Source organism: Maritimibacter dapengensis (genome assembly GCF_019218265.1).
Lineage (GTDB): Bacteria > Pseudomonadota > Alphaproteobacteria > Rhodobacterales > Rhodobacteraceae > Maritimibacter > Maritimibacter dapengensis.
The window spans coordinates 720,706-737,024 of sequence record NZ_JAHUZE010000002.1 but is presented as its reverse complement, the minus strand read 5'-3'; the positions used below and the strand labels follow the sequence as shown (position 1 = coordinate 737,024).

At 63.6% G+C, this 16,319-nt stretch carries 16 protein-coding genes; 14 read left to right on the top strand and 2 right to left on the bottom strand.

The window, feature by feature from the left end:
- Window positions 1–20: 20 nt before the first annotated feature.
- From KJP28_RS09960 to KJP28_RS09935, 6 genes are all read left to right on the top strand, one after another.
- Window positions 21–1,154 (top strand): carboxylate-amine ligase, encoded by a 1,134-nt coding sequence (locus tag KJP28_RS09960; RefSeq protein WP_218392395.1) that lies wholly within the window; start codon window positions 21–23, stop codon window positions 1,152–1,154.
- A 127-nt stretch (window positions 1,155–1,281) separates the two neighbouring features.
- On the top strand, window positions 1,282–2,427 hold the full coding sequence (locus KJP28_RS09955; protein ID WP_218392394.1) for an acyl-CoA dehydrogenase family protein: 1,146 nt from the start codon (window positions 1,282–1,284) through the stop codon (window positions 2,425–2,427).
- 1 nt (window position 2,428) lies between these two features.
- The gene (locus tag KJP28_RS09950; RefSeq protein ID WP_218392393.1) at window positions 2,429–3,454 is read left to right on the top strand and encodes an enoyl-CoA hydratase/isomerase family protein; all 1,026 of its coding nucleotides are present in this window, start codon (window positions 2,429–2,431) and stop codon (window positions 3,452–3,454) included.
- 49 nt (window positions 3,455–3,503) lie between these two features.
- Window positions 3,504–4,376, top strand: coding sequence for a 3-hydroxyisobutyrate dehydrogenase (mmsB, locus tag KJP28_RS09945; protein WP_218392392.1), 873 nt, complete (start codon window positions 3,504–3,506; stop codon window positions 4,374–4,376).
- Entirely contained in the window at window positions 4,373–5,035 is a 663-nt protein-coding gene (locus KJP28_RS09940) for a Crp/Fnr family transcriptional regulator (protein WP_218392391.1), read from the top strand. Before mmsB ends, KJP28_RS09940 begins: the two co-directional genes overlap by 4 nt.
- Window positions 5,036–5,108: 73 nt before the next feature.
- On the top strand, window positions 5,109–5,315 hold the full coding sequence (locus tag KJP28_RS09935; RefSeq protein WP_218392390.1) for a YgaP family membrane protein: 207 nt from the start codon (window positions 5,109–5,111) through the stop codon (window positions 5,313–5,315).
- Window positions 5,316–5,429: 114 nt separating this feature from the next.
- On the opposite strand, the gene KJP28_RS09930 is transcribed toward KJP28_RS09935, so the two are convergent.
- Window positions 5,430–6,980, bottom strand: a complete 1,551-nt coding sequence (locus KJP28_RS09930) for an NAD(P)H-hydrate dehydratase (RefSeq protein ID WP_218392389.1) — start codon at window positions 6,978–6,980, stop codon at window positions 5,430–5,432.
- Between the two features lie 171 nt (window positions 6,981–7,151).
- Between KJP28_RS09930 and KJP28_RS09925 the strand changes: the two genes are divergently transcribed.
- Window positions 7,152–7,490: a P-II family nitrogen regulator gene (locus KJP28_RS09925; protein WP_218392388.1), complete on the top strand. Its 339-nt coding sequence runs from the start codon at window positions 7,152–7,154 to the stop codon at window positions 7,488–7,490.
- Between the two features lie 48 nt (window positions 7,491–7,538).
- The gene (gene glnA, locus KJP28_RS09920) at window positions 7,539–8,945 is read left to right on the top strand and encodes a type I glutamate--ammonia ligase (RefSeq protein WP_218392387.1); all 1,407 of its coding nucleotides are present in this window, start codon (window positions 7,539–7,541) and stop codon (window positions 8,943–8,945) included.
- Window positions 8,946–9,303: 358 nt separating this feature from the next.
- On the opposite strand, the gene KJP28_RS09915 is transcribed toward glnA, so the two are convergent.
- On the bottom strand, window positions 9,304–10,218 hold the full coding sequence (locus KJP28_RS09915) for an endonuclease/exonuclease/phosphatase family protein (protein WP_218392386.1): 915 nt from the start codon (window positions 10,216–10,218) through the stop codon (window positions 9,304–9,306).
- 123 nt (window positions 10,219–10,341) lie between these two features.
- On the opposite strand from KJP28_RS09915, the gene KJP28_RS09910 reads away from it, so the two are divergent.
- From KJP28_RS09910 to radA, 6 genes are all read left to right on the top strand, one after another.
- A complete protein-coding gene (locus KJP28_RS09910; RefSeq protein ID WP_218392385.1) occupies window positions 10,342–11,571 on the top strand; it encodes a bifunctional alpha/beta hydrolase/OsmC family protein in 1,230 nt (409 codons plus the stop codon).
- Window positions 11,572–11,603: 32 nt separating this feature from the next.
- On the top strand, window positions 11,604–12,653 hold the full coding sequence (gene alr, locus KJP28_RS09905; protein ID WP_218392384.1) for an alanine racemase: 1,050 nt from the start codon (window positions 11,604–11,606) through the stop codon (window positions 12,651–12,653).
- Window positions 12,650–13,435: an MlaE family ABC transporter permease gene (locus KJP28_RS09900; RefSeq protein WP_218392383.1), complete on the top strand. Its 786-nt coding sequence runs from the start codon at window positions 12,650–12,652 to the stop codon at window positions 13,433–13,435. The genes alr and KJP28_RS09900 overlap by 4 nt, the downstream gene beginning before the upstream one ends.
- Window positions 13,432–14,148: an ABC transporter ATP-binding protein gene (locus tag KJP28_RS09895; RefSeq protein ID WP_218392382.1), complete on the top strand. Its 717-nt coding sequence runs from the start codon at window positions 13,432–13,434 to the stop codon at window positions 14,146–14,148. Before KJP28_RS09900 ends, KJP28_RS09895 begins: the two co-directional genes overlap by 4 nt.
- A 177-nt stretch (window positions 14,149–14,325) precedes the next feature.
- Window positions 14,326–14,787 carry a paraquat-inducible protein A gene (locus KJP28_RS09890; protein WP_218392852.1) on the top strand — a complete coding sequence of 154 codons (462 nt, stop codon included), beginning with the start codon at window positions 14,326–14,328 and terminating at the stop codon, window positions 14,785–14,787.
- A gap of 144 nt (window positions 14,788–14,931) precedes the next feature.
- Window positions 14,932–16,299 carry a DNA repair protein RadA gene (gene radA / locus KJP28_RS09885; protein ID WP_218392381.1) on the top strand — a complete coding sequence of 456 codons (1,368 nt, stop codon included), beginning with the start codon at window positions 14,932–14,934 and terminating at the stop codon, window positions 16,297–16,299.
- The last annotated feature ends 20 nt before the right edge of the window (window positions 16,300–16,319 follow it).

Genomic DNA, 16,319 nt, shown 5'->3' with positions numbered 1-16,319 from the left:
GCAAAGGGGAGCAAGGCGCCATGGCGAAGTTGCAGCCGGATTTCACCATCGGGATCGAGGAGGAATATCTTCTCGTCGACAAGGACACGCTGGCGCTCGCCGAAGCGCCCAAGGCCTTGATGGATGCCTGTATCGAAGAACTGGACGAACAGGTCAGCCCGGAGTTCCTGCAGTGCCAGATCGAGATCGGGACGCATGTGTGCAAGGGCGTCGCTTCGGCACGGGAGGACCTGCGCCACCTGCGTCAAGTTGTGGCGGAAAAGGCGGGCGAGCACGGGCTCGCGCCCATCGCCGCCTCCTGTCATCCGTTCTCGGACTGGAAGACGCAGAGCCATACGGACAAGGAACGCTACAACGAGCTTAGTCGTGATCTGGGCGGGGTCGCACGGCGGCTTCTGATTTGCGGGATGCATGTGCATGTCGGGCTGCCGGATGAGGAAGACCGGGTCGATATCGCGAACCAAATGACTTATTTTCTGCCCCACCTGCTCGCCCTCTCCGCGTCCAGCCCCTACTGGCAGGGCGAGGATACCGGGCTTGCGTCTTACCGCCTCACGATTTTCGACAACCTGCCCCGCACCGGCCTGCCTCCGAAATTCTGGAGCTATGCCGAGTTCGAACGCACCGTGAAGGCGCTGGTCGATCTGAAGCTGATCGAGGATGCGTCGAAGATCTGGTGGGACCTTCGGCCTTCGGCCAAGTTTCCAACGTTGGAAGCGCGGATTTGTGACGTGTCGCCCAAGATCGAAACCGCGCTGACCATCGCGGCGATCATCCAGAGCCTTACGCGGATGTTGTGGCGTTTGAAGGGCCGCAACCAGCGCTGGCGGGTCTATGACAACGTGCTGATTGGCGAGAACCGCTGGATGGCGCAGCGATACGGGATCAAGGGCGGGCTGATCGACTTCGGTCAGCGTGAGATCGTGCCGATGGCTGACTTGATCGAGGAGTTGATAGAGCTGTTACGCGAGGACGCAGAGGCGCTTGGGTGTCTCGAGGAGTTGGAAAACGCCCGCGCGATCATCGAACACGGCACCAGCGCGGATCGGCAACGCCGCGTGTTTGCCGATGCGATCGAAGCGGAACTCACCCGGGACGAGGCGTTGCGGGAGGTCGTGCGAAGCCTCATTGCGGAATTTCACGAAGGACTGTGAGCGATAACGGCTCTGCTTTGCATTCTTGCAAAGCCGGTTTTGGGCAATTCGCGGTTGAGATTGGCCTGACGGAGGGTCACACTCGGAAACTGAACCGATGTTCAGTTCCGTCTCGGGGAGGAGACCCATGGATTTCGCGCTGACAGAAGAACAGGACGCCATTTTCGAGATGGCGCATGGCTTTGGCCAGGAGCATATCGCGCCTTACGCGCAGGAGTGGGAACGTCAGGGCACGATCCCGAAAGAGCTGTGGCCCAAGGTGGCGGAGCTTGGCCTTGCAGGGATTTACGTCAGCGAGGATTACGGCGGGTCCGGCTTGACGCGGCTCGACGCCACGCTGGTCTTCGAAGCACTCGCCATGTCCTGCCCTGCCGTGGGGTCGTTCCTGTCGATCCACAACATGTGCGGCGGGATGATCGACAAGTTCGGCTCGGACGAGGACAAGGCGCGCTGGCTCCCCGACCTCTGCTCGATGGAGAAGGTGTTTTCCTATTGCCTCACCGAACCGGGGAGCGGATCGGACGCGGCGGCGCTGCGCACGAAGGCGGCCAAGACAAACGAAGGTTACGTGCTGAACGGCACCAAGGCGTTCATCTCCGGCGGCGGCTACTCGGATGCCTACCTGACCATGACCCGCACCGGCGAGGACGGGCCGCGCGGCATTTCGGCGATCGTGATCGAGGCCGGGACGGACGGGCTTTCGTTCGGTGGTCTCGAAGACAAGATGGGGTGGAAAGCCCAGCCCACCGCGCAAGTCCAGTTCGACGATTGCACCGTGCCGCATGCCAACCTCGTCGGCGAAGAAGGCCGGGGTTTCGTTTACGCCATGGCGGGGCTTGATGGCGGACGGCTCAACATCGCGGCCTCGGCGCTCGGTGGCGCGCAGAACGCGCTTGACCTGACGCTGGCTTACATGGGTGAGCGCAAGGCGTTCGGAAAGACCATCGACCAGTTCCAGGCACTTCAGTTCAAGCTGGCCGAAATGGAGGTCAAACTGCAATCGGCCCGGACCTTCCTGCGACAGGCGGCATGGAAGCTCGACAACAGGACGCCGGATGCCACGAAGTTCTGCGCCATGGCGAAGATGTACGTGACCGATGCGGCCTTCGACGTGGCGAACGGATGTTTGCAGCTTCATGGCGGCTACGGCTACCTCGCCGATTACGGGATCGAGAAGATCGTGCGCGATCTGCGGGTCCACCAGATCCTGGAAGGCACGAACGAGATCATGCGGCTGATCGTGAGCCGCCAGATGCTGGCGGATCGGGGGTAGAATGTCCGACATTTTCATCGAGACGAAAGGCCGCGCGGGGCGGATCACGTTGAACCGCCCCAAGGCGCTCAATGCGCTGACTTATGCCATGTGCCTCGAGATCGAGAAGGCGCTGGATGCGTGGCGGGACGACACGTCGGTGGAGGTGGTGGTGATCGACGCGGCGGGCGACAAGGCGTTCTGTGCCGGCGGCGACATTCAGGAGATGTACGACACCGGGATCACCGGGGATTACAGCTACGGTCGGACCTTCTGGTCGGACGAATACCGGATGAACGCCAAGATCGCGGAGTATCCCAAGCCCATCATCGCCTTCATGCAGGGCTTCGTCATGGGCGGCGGTGTCGGGGTGGCCGGACATTGTTCGCACCGGGTGGTTTGCGAAACGAGCCAGATTGCGATGCCGGAGGTCGGGATCGGGCTTGTGCCGGACGTGGGCGGGACGCTGCTGCTGTCCCGTGCGCCCGGGGGAATGGGCGAATACCTCGCCCTTACCGCGGCGCGGATGGGTCCGGGCGATGCGCTTCATGCCGGGTTCGCGGATACTTTCGTTCCGCGGGAATACTGGCTCGACCTCATCAGCCAGTTGGAACAGAACGGCGACGTGACCAAGATCGCGGAGGTGGCCGAAACGCCGCCCGACGCGCCGTTGGCCGATAAACAAGAGCGGATCGACCGCTTGTTCGAGCATGGGCTGGACGGGATCGTCTCGGCGCTCGAAGACGACGGGAGCGATTTTGCGGATGTCGCCCTCAAGGCGATCCGGCGTAACTCGCCGCTGGCGATGGCGGTGGCGCTGGTCAACATCGGTCGCGCGCGCGAAGTGGACGAGATCCGCGCGGTGCTGGGGTTCGAATACGAATACACCTATCGCTCGATGGAGCATGGCGATTTCCTTGAAGGTATACGCGCGGCCATTGTCGACAAGGATCGCAACCCGCAATGGAAATATGCGCTTGGCGACGTGCCGATATCGGTGGTCGAGGAAATGACCGCCAACCTGGGGCCGAATGCGTTGGCGCTATGAAAGCTGAGGCCCCGGGCTGGGTCCGGGGTGGAACACATGGGAGGATCGCATGAAGATCGGATTTATCGGGTTGGGCAACATGGGCGGACCGATGGCCGCCAACCTCGCCAAGGCGGGGCACGAGGTGACGGGCTTCGACCTTGCCGCGCCGATGCCGGACGGCGTGAGCAAGGCCGACACTGCGGTGGAGGCGGCCAAGGGGGCCGAGGTTGTCATTACCATGCTCCCCAATGGGGCCATCCTGCGCAAGGTAGCTGACGAGATCGTGCCGGCGATGGATAAGGGCGCGGTCTTTGCCGATTGCTCGACCGTTGACGTGGAAAGCGCCCGCGCAGTTGCCGATCAGGCGCATGACGCTGGGCTACTCGCGGTAGATGCGCCTGTCTCGGGCGGTGTCACGGGTGCGGCGGCCGGAACACTCACCTTCATGGCCGGCGGCGACGAGGACGGGTTCGCCAAGGTCGAGCCGCTGTTCGACATCATGGGGCAGAAGGCCGTGTATTGCGGGCCGTCGGGCAACGGTCAGGCCGCGAAGATCTGCAACAACATGATCCTTGGCGCGACGATGATCGTGACCTGCGAAGCCTTTGCGCTCGCCGACAAGCTCGGTCTGGACCGGCAGGCGATGTATGACGTGGTGAGCACATCGTCGGGCTATAGCTGGACGATGAACGCCTATACCCCCGCCCCCGGTATCGGTGCGACCAGCCCGGCGGACAATGACTATAAACCCGGTTTCGCGGCGGAGTTGATGCTGAAGGACCTGAGGCTCGCGCAACAGGCGGCAGAGGCAGCGGATGCCGATACGCCTTTGGGCAAGGCTGCGCGCGACCTTTATGCGCAATTCGTCGAGAACGAGGGCGGCGAGGGTAAGGATTTCTCGGCCATGCTGCCACGGTTCGAGAAACGCGGACACGAATGAGCGCGGACTGGACGGGCGAAGCGCAGGAGCTTGCTGCGCTCGAACCGCCAGCGCGACAGGCGCTGTCGCGCCTGACACCAATGGAGGTGCCGGAGGGCACGTGCCTGTTCTCGCCGGGCGAGGTGGTGAAGGGTTATGTCATCGTCCTGACCGGCCATGTCGGGGTCTACCTCGTTGGTCCGAACGGCCGGGATATCCTGCTTTACGAGGTCACGCCCGGCGAGGCCTGTATCCAGTCCACGCTGGGGCTTCTGGGTGGTGAGGACTACTCGGCCGAAGCGGTGGTCAGCCGCCCCACCCGGCTCGTTCTGGTGCCACGTCCGGTCTTTCTCGAACTGCTCGACAGCTCCGCCGCCTTTCGCAAGGTCGTCTTCGCGGCCTTTGCGGAGCGGATGCAGGCGATGATGCAATTGATCGAGACGATGTCGTTTCTCAAGGTCGAAGCACGGCTCGCCGCGCTGATCCTCGACCGGTCCGAAGGCGACAGGCTCGAGATGACGCAGGCCGAGATGGCGCGCGCCATAGGCACCGCGCGCGAGGTCGTTTCTCGGCGGCTCGACCGGCTGGCGAGGGACGGCATGATCGGACGGGAACGAGGACAGGTTATCGTGCTGGATCGCGAAGGATTGGAAAACATCATCGAACATCCCGCTGTGTGACCCTGTCACATGCGTTGCCGGGACGCCGGGTATAGACTCTGAACATCGAATGAACGCGACAAGGAGTTGTGAGATGTTCAAGACAAACGAAGGCAATGTGGACCGCGCCATTCGCGGGTTGATCGGGATCGCGGGGATCGTGCTGTTCTTCATGTATCAGGGGACCGCGCTTGGCTGGATCGCTCTGGTCGTGGGCGTGGTCATGCTGTTCACGGCGGTGACCGGCTGGTGCGCGCTCTACACCCTCTTCGGTGTGAATACCTGCAAGATGAAGAGCTGATCCAAACGCATATGTGAGTGTTGCGCGCCGGGCCGGAGGGTCCGGCGCGTTGCATCTGGTGCCCCCTACATGCCTTGCGGTTCACCCCGAAACGACGCCGGCAGTATAAGCGGCTCAGGTCGTCATTTTCCCGAGCAGGGCCGGGAGCTGTTCCGGGATATCCTCTGCAATCAGACCCGGGCCGAAGCTGCGTGCGGCCTCTGCGTGCAGCCAAGCCGCGGCGCAGGCGGCTGAGAACGGTGCGAAGCCGCGCGCCAGAAGTCCGGTAATCAGTCCGGCGAGCACGTCTCCTGATCCGGCGGTCGCGAGCCAGGGCGCGGCACGCGGACCAACCGCCGCATGCACGGCGCGGGCGCCATCCGGGGCAGCTATGACCGTGTCGGGTCCCTTCAGAAGCACGGTGCATCCCGCGCGCGCAGCGGCATCTGCGGCGGCATCGAGACGCGCGTAGGCCGGACCGCTGGTTGCCGGAGCCGATAGGTGCTCAGCCAGGTCGGGGAACAGCCGGGCGAATTCGCCCATATGCGGTGTCAGAACGCAGGTATCATGGACCCGCTTGAACAATGTTTGAGGCGCATCCGCAAAGGCCGTGATTGCATCCGCGTCGAGCACGGTGGCCCGCCCCGCCGAAAGCGCACAGGGAACAAGGTCGCGCGCACGCTCAAGACCAAGGCCGGGGCCGAGGCACAGGGCATTGAGACGCGGGTCCTGCAATCGTGTGTCCAGGGTGGCGGCATCGGCAACCGGCGCGAGCATGATTGCGTCGAGCCTGGCGGCGTTCTCCTGAAGTGCGCCGGGTGTGGGTGCGACGGTCACGAGCCCCGCACCGATCCGCAGGGCCGCGCGCGCCGCGAGGCGGGCCGCGCCGCCTTTGCCAGAGCCGCCCGCAAGCACGAGCGCGTGACCGTAGCCGTATTTATGGCCTTCTGATTTTGCGAGATCATTGACGAAGGGCGCTGGCGAGTCGACGAGCCAGGTGGTGTCGTTTCCGGTCTGGGAAAGGCCGATCGAAGCGACCCGCAGGACGCCGCAGAGCCGCGGGCCATCGGCGAGAACATGGCCATTTTTGCGCATATGGAAGGTGACCGTGAGGTCGGCGCGGAAGGCGGCTCCGCCCTGCCCCGATCCGGTAAGAAGCGGGCGACCGGAATCGGCGCACAGGCCGCTCGGGATATCGACGGCGACCCGGGCCCAATCGGTCGACGACCGATCGAAGGTCGCGAGGATCGAAGCGGTATCAGGGTCCAACCCACGGGTCAGCCCGGTGCCGAACAGCGCGTCGATCACGATGCCCGTCTGCGACCCTGCCCCCGGTTCGCTTTCGAACGGCAAAGCGGCGACAGGGCCGATCTCGCGCCAGCGGTCATAGTTCGCTCTTGCATCGGGCGGCAGCATGTCCGGCGCGCCCAGAAGATAGACCTCGACGCGCCAGCCTTTCTGCTGCAACAGCCGCGCAATCACGAAGCCGTCGCCGCCATTGTTGCCCGGTCCACACAGCACGACCGCCTTGCGGTCATGGCGCGCGAGGTCTGGCCAGTGGGTCAGGATGGCGGACACGACGCCCTCACCCGCCCGCTCCATCAGCGCCAGCCCGGTCACGGCCCCCGACGAAATAGCCGCTTGTTCGACGGCGCGCATTTGGGCGGATGTGAGCAGCTCAGACATGGATTTCGCTCGAATAGTTCGCATATCGCCCGCGCAATCGGCAGAGTGCATAAATATTGTGCATCAGCACTGGAATCCGCCGCCCGCTTGGGCTACCCAAACCCTATCCAATTGTCGCCCCCGTCTGGAAGTGGTCAGTGGGCGGCGAACCTGATTTCCGGAGGGGAGCCCATGAAAAAGATCGAAGCCATCATCAAGCCCTTCAAGCTCGACGAAGTGAAAGAAGCCCTTCAGGAGATCGGCGTGCAAGGCCTTTCTGTCATCGAGGTGAAGGGGTTCGGACGCCAGAAAGGCCATACCGAACTGTATCGCGGCGCGGAATACGTCGTCGATTTTCTGCCGAAGGTGAAAATCGAGGTCGTCTTGCCCTCGGACCAGGTGGATGCCGCCATCGAGGCGATCGTCGGTGCCGCCAAGACCGACAAGATCGGCGACGGCAAGATTTTCGTCTCGCCGATCGAGCAGACGATCCGCATCCGCACTGGCGAAACCGGCCACGACGCCGTTTAACCCACTGACCAATCACCGTATTCCAACCAAAGGGGAAAGCGAAGTACCATGAGCAACGCTGACGTTCTCAAACTGATCAAGGATGAAGACATCGCCTATGTCGACATCCGTTTCACCGATCCGCGCGGCAAACTGCAGCACGTGACCGTGATGTCCGACCAGGTCGACGAAGACTTTCTGGAAGAAGGCTTCATGTTCGACGGCTCCTCGGTCGCCGGCTGGAAATCCATCGAAGCCTCCGACATGAAACTTATGCCCGACACGGAATCGGTCTATATCGACCCGTTCTATGCGGAAAAGACGCTCTGCGTGCATTGCTCGATTGTCGAGCCCGACACCGGCGAGCCTTATGAGCGCGACCCGCGCGGCACGGCCGAGAAAGCTGAAGCCTACCTGAAGTCCTCTGGGATCGGCGATGTGGCCTATTTCGGTCCGGAAGCTGAATTCTTCCTGTTCGACGACGTGAAATACTCGGTCGCCCCGAACAAGGTCGGCTACGAGATCGACGCCGATGGCGCCGCCTGGAACACCGACACCGAGTTCGAGATGGGCAACCTTGGCCACCGCCCCGACTACAAGGGCGGCTACTTCCCGGTGAACCCGTCCGATGACGGTCAGGACATCCGCTCGGAAATGCTTTCGACCATGAAAATGCTCGGCATGAAGGTCGACAAGCACCACCATGAGGTTGCAACCACGCAGCACGAGCTTGGCCTGATCTTCGACAGCCTCACCAAGCAGGGCGACGAGCTTCAGAAATACAAATACGTGATCCACAACGTGGCTGCCGCCTATGGCCGCTCGGCGACCTTCATGCCGAAGCCGATCAAGGGCGACAACGGCTCGGGCATGCACGTGAACATGTCGATCTGGAAGGACGGCAAGCCGCTTTTCGCCGGCGACAAATACGCCGACCTGTCGGATGAGGCCCTGTGGTTCATCGGCGGCGTTCTGAAGCACGCGAAAGCGCTCAACGCCTTCACCAACCCGTCCACGAACTCCTACAAGCGCCTGATCCCCGGCTTCGAAGCCCCGGTTCTGCGCGCCTACTCGGCCCGTAACCGTTCGGGCTGCGTGCGTATTCCGTGGACCGAGAGCCCGAAAGCCAAGCGTGTGGAAGCCCGCTTCCCCGATCCGGCCGCGAACCCCTACCTGTGCTTCGCCGCCCTGTTGATGGCCGGCCTCGACGGGATCAAGAACAAGATCGATCCGGGCCCGTCCTCGGACAAGAACCTTTACGATCTGCCGCCGGAAGAGCTGGAAGGCATTCCGACGGTGTGCGGTTCGCTGCGTGAAGCGCTCGACAGCCTGGCCGAGGATTACGAATTCCTCACCGCTGGCGACGTGTTCACGAAGGACCAGATCGACGGCTACCTCGACCTCAAGTGGGAAGAGGTCTACGCCTACGAGCACACGCCGCACCCGATCGAATACCAGATGTATTACAGCGTCTGATCCGGGTTGTGAGACATTGCGAGGGCGTCCCTGTCGGGGCGCCCTTTTTCATTGGTCGGCCCCAAAACAACCGCCCGCTCACGCCTGAAATGTGGCGTCACGTGTTCCCACACCTTCCGGGCCGCATGTTTTCAGGGGTCGGTGCGAGACTTGAAGTCCGACCTGTGTCGAAACCACGACGGAAACAAACCGTTTCCGCCACCATTCTTCCGCGTCCAGATCAAACTGCGCGGCGATAAGGATGGTGTTCGAGAGAACTGGTCAGGAGGGCGCGCGTACTCCCGGCACGGTATTCACAGGGCCGTGCCACGTGTCCTTCCCACACTTCAGGCGGTCCTTCGGGGCCGCCTTTTTTCCATCAGTTTTTCGTTTCCGGCAGCGTGAATTCCGCCCAGACGCCGCGGTGATCTGAGCCAAGGAGCGGCAGCAGTTCCGTGCGCCCCTGCCCGCCCGTGACGAGGACATGGTCGATCGGCACACGCAGCGCCCCCCGGGCCTTGACGATCGAGACTTCGACCCGGCCGATGCGTTTGACGTCTGCCGCGGCAGCATAATCGCGAAATCCGTCGCTCCAGGGCACGGTGTTGAAGTCGCCTCCGATGACTTTCGGTCCTTCGAGCGCGGCGAGCGCGGGAACGAGGTCGGCCACCTGTTCGGCATTCTCGTAAGGAAAGACCCAGTGCAAGTGTGTCGAGATGACCCAGAGCGGGCCCTCGGGTGCATCGACCTGCATGACGGCCGATCCCCAGAGGCATTGCTGTGTCCCCTCGATCATCTCCCAACGCGAAAACACCGCAACGCCACCGACCCCGACGAAATCGCAATAGGTGGCCGAGGCCATGCGGCGGGTCAGCCGGTTACGAATGCGCGCGTTCCGCTTGTGGACCTCCTGAATCGTGACGACATCGGGGCGGCGGCGCAGGATGTCGGTGGAAAGCTCGTCTCGTGCGCTGTTCAGAAAAAGCAGGTTTTTCTGGTAGAGCGTATAGGTCGGTTTGGTCTCGGCCGTGGCGTTGGCGGCGGCGCCGCCGAGGGGCACGAACCCAAGCGACAGAAAAACGCCGGCTCCGACCAGCACCGACCCAGCACCGACGACCCAATGCCGGCGGATCAGGTGCAGTGCCCCCAGGGCCACGAGACCCAAGCCCGCATAGGCGCGAAATACCGCAAGGGAATCACCGAACGGGTGCAGGTCGCCGGCGTAGCCGAGCACGAGGCCGAGAAACGTCACGGCTGTGAGCGCGATCAGGACAATGTCGAAGGTTCTTTTCATGGCTCCTCTTACCCGCCGGAATGGCACGGGGAAACATGCCCTTCGTTCACATCGGCGACAGCCTGCCCAATTGCGCCCGGCGCGCGGCATGTCCATGTTGGAATAGCAAAACCGGAGGACGGCATGACGACGGAAAAACTGACATTCGCGGGACATGACGGGTCGGAGTTGGCCGCAAGACTGGACCTTCCCGCGGGCAAAGTGCGGGCGACCGCGCTTTTCGCGCATTGCTTCACCTGCTCGAAGGACATCCTTCCGGCCAAGCGAATTGCGCGGCGGTTGAACGCAGCCGGGATCGCGGTGCTGCGGTTCGATTTCACCGGGCTTGGGCACAGCGAGGGGGAGTTCGCCAACACCACGTTCACCTCGAACGTGGAAGACCTGCGGGCCGCCGCGCGCGCCCTCGCCGACCGCGACCTCGCGCCGTCCCTGCTGATCGGGCATTCGCTTGGCGGGGCTGCCGTGTTGCGGGCCGGAGCGGGGATGGAGGGGATCAAGGCGGTGGTGACGCTCGCCGCGCCCTATGCCCCCGACCACGTAACCCACAACTTCGCCGACCGGGTCGAACAGATCATGCAGGACGGGCGCGCAACGGTCGATCTGGGCGGGCGGGACTTCGTCATCGGCAAGGCGTTCATCGAGGACATCCGGGCCGAAAACCTCGAGCCTGCCATTCACGATCTCAAGGCAGCACTTCTTATCATGCATGCGCCACGCGACGAGGTGGTAGGGATCGACAATGCCGAGGCGATTTTCCGCGCCGCGCTCCACCCCAAGAGCTTCGTGACGCTCGACGATGCCGATCACCTGATTTCGCGGGGCGATGACGCGGAATACGCGGCTGACGTTATCGCGGCCTGGGCGAAGCGTTACCTCGACCTTGGCGCACCGGAGCCGCGGGCGGGGGCGCCAGAAGGCGTGTTGCGCGTGACCGAGGCGGACCCTGACGGGTTTCTTCAGGACGTGGCTTCGGGGCCGCACCATGTCTATGCCGACGAGCCGGAAAAGATGGGCGGCACCAACAAAGGGCTGTCGCCTTATGGCCTGCTCTCGGCTGCGCTCGGAGCCTGCACCTCGATGACGATGCGGATGTATGCGCGGCGCAAAGGATGGCCCGTGACGGGGATTCGCGTGGATGTCACCCATGACAAGGTTCATGCGGAGGATGCTGATCCGGACAAGCCGTCGCAGAAAATAGATGAATTCCGGAGGCTTATCCATCTCGAGGGCGCGTTGGACGACGCACAGAGGGACAAGCTTATCGAGATCGCGGACAAATGCCCGGTGCACAAAACGCTGCATCAGAACAACCAGATCGTCACCGAATTGGCCCCGTCCGAAGGTGGCTCTTGACCTGACCGGCAGGGAGCGACAAACCACGCCGCATGGGAACGGGTAAACTTACAATCGACCTCGACGCGCTGGCCGCGAACTGGCGCGCGCTGGACGCGATGAGCGCGAGCCATGTGCAGACCGCAGCCGTGGTCAAAGCGGATGCCTATGGCACAGGTGTGGCCAAGGCCGGGCGCGCTCTCGCTGCCGCCGGTGCGCGGCGCTTTTTCGTCGCCGTGGCCGAAGAAGGCGCGGCGTTGCGCGAGGCTTTGGGTCCGGGGCCGGAAATCTCGGTCTTCGGGGGACACATGCCGGGTGACACCGACATGATCCACGACCTGAACCTCGTGCCGATGATCAATTCGGTCGATCAACTGACCCGGCATCTGGAGGCCCTGCCCGGATCGCCTTTCGGCATTCAACTCGACAGCGGCATGAACCGGCTCGGCATGGAACCCGCCGAATGGGCCGCCGTGCGTGACATCGTTCTGGATGCGGGGCCGCGGCTCATCATGTCGCATCTCGCCTGCGCGGACGAGGCGGAGCACGAGATGAACCCGCGCCAGCTTGCCGAATTCCTCGACATGACGCATGGGCTGGCCGTGCCCCTGTCGCTCGCGGCGACGGGGGGCATCCTGCTTGGCCCGGATTATCATTTCGACCTTACGCGCCCCGGTATCGGGCTTTACGGCGCGCGGCCTTTCGTCGATGCGCACCGGGTCGTGGACCTCGACCTGCCAGTGATACAGGTGCGCGACATCAAGGTTGGCGAAAGCGTCGGTTACGGCAATTCGTGGATTGCGGAGCGGCCTGCGAAGATCGCCACCGTCTCGGGCGGATATGCGGACGGCATTACCCGGCATCTGTCCAATATCGGGGTGATGTTCTTCGAGGACACGCCCTGCCCCATCGTCGGCCGGGTGTCGATGGACCTGATCGGGGTGGACGTCACGCATCTGGATGTTTCGCCCGCGAGCCTTGGCCTGCTCGGGCCGCATCAGGTGGTCGATGATCTGGCCGATGCGACGGGGACGATCGGCTATGAGATCCTGACCCAATTGGGCCACCGTTATACCCGTCATTACGCGCGGGGGCGCATGTGAACCCGCTGCTCAGGCCCCTTGCCCTTCTCGGGCGGGGCACGCGCAGGGGATTGGCGCGGCTGGGCAACGTGACGCTCTTTTTCCTCGACGCGCTTCTGCGCCTGCCCCTCACGATCCGTTTTCCACGCGAAATCGCGCGGGCGTTCCTTCAGGTCGGTTGGCTGTCCTTGCCCATCGTCGGATTGACGGCGGTGTTCACCGGCGCGGCGCTGGCGCTTCAGATCCATGCGGGCGGATCGCGCCTGTCCGCCGAGATGGTCGTGCCGCAGATCGTGGCCATCGGGATTGTCCGGGAATTGGGGCCGGTGATGGTCGGGCTGATGATCGCGGCGCGGGTCACCTCCTCCATCGCCGCCGAAATCGCGACGATGAAAGTGACCCAGCAGGTGGACGCGCTGGTGACACTGTCGACCGATCCTATGACCTATCTCACCGCGCCGCGCGTGTTGGCGGGCGTCGTGACGGTGCCGGTTCTGGTCGGCGTGGGCGATGTGCTTGGCTTGTTCGGCGGGTTCGCGGTCGCGACCGGTCAGCTTGGCTTCACGCCCGAAAGCTATGTCGAGACGAGTTGGAACTTCCTGACCGAGGCCGATATCGCGCTGTCGCTCATCAAGGGGGCCGTGTTCGGGCTGATTGCGGTGACGCTGGCCTGTCACGCGGGGCTGAATGCCGGTCGGGGCGCACGCGGTGTCGGACAGGCGGTGAAATCCGCCGTGCAGTGGGCCGCGATCCTGATCCTCGCGGCGAATGTGGCGCTGACCGGGGCGTTCTTTTCCGCATGATCCGGCTCGACCATATCGCCAAGTCTTTCGGTGGCGTCCCCGTGCTCGAGGACGTCTCATTGGAGATCGTCTCCGGCCAATCCCTGGCCATTCTCGGGCGGTCGGGGACCGGCAAATCGGTGCTTGCGCGGATCGCGCTGGGTCTGATGGCAGCGGACGCGGGCCAGGTGATGATCGACGGCGCGCCGATGTCGGCGAAGGTGCGACGCGGGTTGATGACACAGACAGGCGTTCTGTTTCAGGGCGCGGCGCTGTTCGACAGCCTGCCGGTCTGGGAGAACGTGGCGTTTCGACTGCGCCACGGCCCGAAGCGGGTGAGGCGGCGGGCCGCGAAGGATGCTGCACTGGAGGCTCTGGACAAGGTCGGGTTGGACGCGCGGGTGGCCGATCTGCTCCCCTCCGATCTTTCGGGTGGGATGCAGAAGCGCGTCGGGCTGGCACGCGCCATTCTCGGGCGTCCGCGTCTGCTGATCTTCGACGAGCCGAATTCCGGGCTCGATCCGGTTACGGCGGGCGAGATCGACGCGCTCATCCGAAGTCTCGTCACCGATCTGGGCGCGGCGGCGATGACGATCACCCATGACATGGCCTCGATCCGCGCCATTGCCGACGAGGTGTTTTTGCTCGATGCGGGTCGCGCCCGCTGGCAAGGGCCGGTGGAGGATCTCGATGGTGCCAAAGACCCGCTCCTCGCCCGGTTTCTGTCGCGGTGAGGGTGCGGGAACCGGTTTGTTGACGGAATGCAGGTTAAACCACAGACCGTCGCGACTTACCTAGACGGGTGCAGCTGGTCGCACGTGACGTGAACGGCACTCGGGAGACATGACATGGATGCACAACGTCCCATGACGGGCACGAAGACGATCAAGACATCGCGGCGGGCCGGTCAGATGACTGCGCCACGTTGGATCGTTGCCTTGAACCTGTCGCTGATCGTCCTGTTCCCCATCGCGTGGTTTGCCCCGCTTCTGCGCGCCGGGCTGAACCTTCCACTTCTGGGACTGAAGGAGGTGAGCGTGATCTCCGGACTTGGCGCGCTGTGGGGCGAGGATATCCTGCTCGCGCTTGTCGTCGCGATTTTCGCGATTCTCAGCCCGGCGGTGAAGGTGATCGGGATGGCGCTGATGCATTCCGGGATCAGCTGGGGGCTATTGAAGCCATTGTTCGGTTTTCTCGGGCGGTTGGCGATGGCCGATATCTTCCTGATGGCGCTCTATGTCGTGATCATCAAGGGGGTCGCGATGACGCGGGTCGAGGTTGGCTGGGGGCTCTATCTTTTCACGTTCTGCGTACTGGCCTCGCTTCTCGTGTCCATGTGGAAACCGCGCCAAACGGTCTCGGAGCGCCGCTGACGCGACCCTCCGACCCGTCGGGAGGGCCAGCCCTCCCGCGTGCCGTTCGCGGGGCGAACGCCCCGTCCCTCCCGAAGTATTTTCGGAACAATGAAGGGGACCGGGTGATCTTGCGCCCCCACTATCCGCGTGAAAAAAGAGCTCATGGCGAAACCCAGTTCTTCCTATGTCTGCCAGTCCTGCGGGGCGTCCTTTTCCAAATGGTCAGGCCGGTGCGAGGCCTGTGGCGAGTGGAATTCCATCGTCGAGGAAAAACCTCTTTCGTCGGGTCCGGCGAAGAAATCGCTCGGGGCGAAGCGCGGCGCGACGATGGTTCTGAGCGATCTGGCGGCGAACGAGGTGCCGCCACCGCGCACCACGTCGGGCATGGAGGAACTGGACCGGGTGCTGGGCGGCGGACTGGTGCCCGCGTCGGCGGTGCTGGTGGGTGGCGATCCGGGGATCGGGAAATCGACGTTGCTCTTGCAGGCCGCGGCACGGTTTGCGCGACAGGGTGTGAAGACCATCTACGTGTCCGGCGAGGAGGCCAGTGCGCAGGTGCGGATGCGTGCGCAGCGGCTCGGGCTGGCGGATGCGCCGGTGCAACTCGCCGCCGAAACCAATTTGCGCGACATCCTCACGACGCTCGAGACCGAGCGCCCCGGATTGGCAATCATCGATTCGATCCAGACCATGTGGGCGGACAACGTCGACAGCGCGCCGGGGAGCGTGAGCCAGGTACGTGCTGCGGCGCATGAGCTCGTGAGTTTTGCCAAGAAACGCGGCGTGGCTGTGATCCTTGTCGGTCACGTCACCAAGGAAGGCCAGATCGCAGGCCCCCGCGTGGTCGAGCATATGGTCGATACGGTGCTTTATTTCGAAGGCGAGCGCGGGCATCAGTTTCGCATTCTGCGCGCGGTGAAGAACCGTTTTGGCCCCGCCGACGAGATCGGCGTGTTCGAGATGACCGGTGGCGGATTGGCCGAGGTGGGCAATCCGTCGGCGCTTTTCCTGTCGGACAGGGAAGAGGCCGCGCCCGGCTCCTGCGTCTTTGCCGGGATCGAGGGGACGCGGCCGGTGCTGGTCGAGTTTCAGGCGCTGGTCTCGCCCTCGACCCTGAGCCAACCGCGCCGGAGCGTTCTGGGCTGGGACGCAGGCAGGCTCGCCATGATCCTCGCCGTGCTCGAAGCGCGCTGCGGCATCCCTTTTGCAGGTCTGGACGTCTATCTCAACGTCGCGGGCGGACTTCGGGTGTCTGAACCTGCCGCCGACCTCGCGGTCGCCGCCGCACTTCTGTCTGCGCGGGAAGATGCCGCCCTGCCCCGAGAAGCCGTGGTTTTCGGCGAAATCTCTCTCTCTGGCGCGCTGCGCCCGGTGGGGCAGACCGAAAACAGGTTGAAAGAGGCGGAAAAACTTGGTTTCACAACGGCGATCATCCCGGACCGCTCCAAGGCGGGCGGGAAAGGCGGCCTTTCGGTCCGGTCCTATCCGGATCTGGCGGGGTTCGTCGGAGACATGTTCGGCGCCGGATAGCCGCAAAAAACAAGGGACGG

What these genes read in the sequence shown, in the direction of transcription:
- KJP28_RS09930 (WP_218392389.1), bottom strand. Translation starts at nt 6,980, where the DNA reads ATGTCTGAGCTGCTCACATCCGCCCAAATGCGCGCCGTCGAACAAGCG.
- mmsB (WP_218392392.1), top strand. Translation starts at nt 3,504, where the DNA reads ATGAAGATCGGATTTATCGGGTTGGGCAACATGGGCGGACCGATGGCC.
- KJP28_RS09915 (WP_218392386.1), bottom strand. Translation starts at nt 10,218, where the DNA reads ATGAAAAGAACCTTCGACATTGTCCTGATCGCGCTCACAGCCGTGACG.
- KJP28_RS09950 (WP_218392393.1), top strand. Translation starts at nt 2,429, where the DNA reads ATGTCCGACATTTTCATCGAGACGAAAGGCCGCGCGGGGCGGATCACG.
- KJP28_RS09935 (WP_218392390.1), top strand. Translation starts at nt 5,109, where the DNA reads ATGTTCAAGACAAACGAAGGCAATGTGGACCGCGCCATTCGCGGGTTG.
- KJP28_RS09955 (WP_218392394.1), top strand. Translation starts at nt 1,282, where the DNA reads ATGGATTTCGCGCTGACAGAAGAACAGGACGCCATTTTCGAGATGGCG.
- KJP28_RS09960 (WP_218392395.1), top strand. Translation starts at nt 21, where the DNA reads ATGGCGAAGTTGCAGCCGGATTTCACCATCGGGATCGAGGAGGAATAT.
- alr (WP_218392384.1), top strand. Translation starts at nt 11,604, where the DNA reads ATGGGAACGGGTAAACTTACAATCGACCTCGACGCGCTGGCCGCGAAC.
- radA (WP_218392381.1), top strand. Translation starts at nt 14,932, where the DNA reads ATGGCGAAACCCAGTTCTTCCTATGTCTGCCAGTCCTGCGGGGCGTCC.
- KJP28_RS09925 (WP_218392388.1), top strand. Translation starts at nt 7,152, where the DNA reads ATGAAAAAGATCGAAGCCATCATCAAGCCCTTCAAGCTCGACGAAGTG.
- KJP28_RS09895 (WP_218392382.1), top strand. Translation starts at nt 13,432, where the DNA reads ATGATCCGGCTCGACCATATCGCCAAGTCTTTCGGTGGCGTCCCCGTG.
- KJP28_RS09890 (WP_218392852.1), top strand. Translation starts at nt 14,326, where the DNA reads ATGACTGCGCCACGTTGGATCGTTGCCTTGAACCTGTCGCTGATCGTC.
- KJP28_RS09910 (WP_218392385.1), top strand. Translation starts at nt 10,342, where the DNA reads ATGACGACGGAAAAACTGACATTCGCGGGACATGACGGGTCGGAGTTG.
- glnA (WP_218392387.1), top strand. Translation starts at nt 7,539, where the DNA reads ATGAGCAACGCTGACGTTCTCAAACTGATCAAGGATGAAGACATCGCC.
- KJP28_RS09940 (WP_218392391.1), top strand. Translation starts at nt 4,373, where the DNA reads ATGAGCGCGGACTGGACGGGCGAAGCGCAGGAGCTTGCTGCGCTCGAA.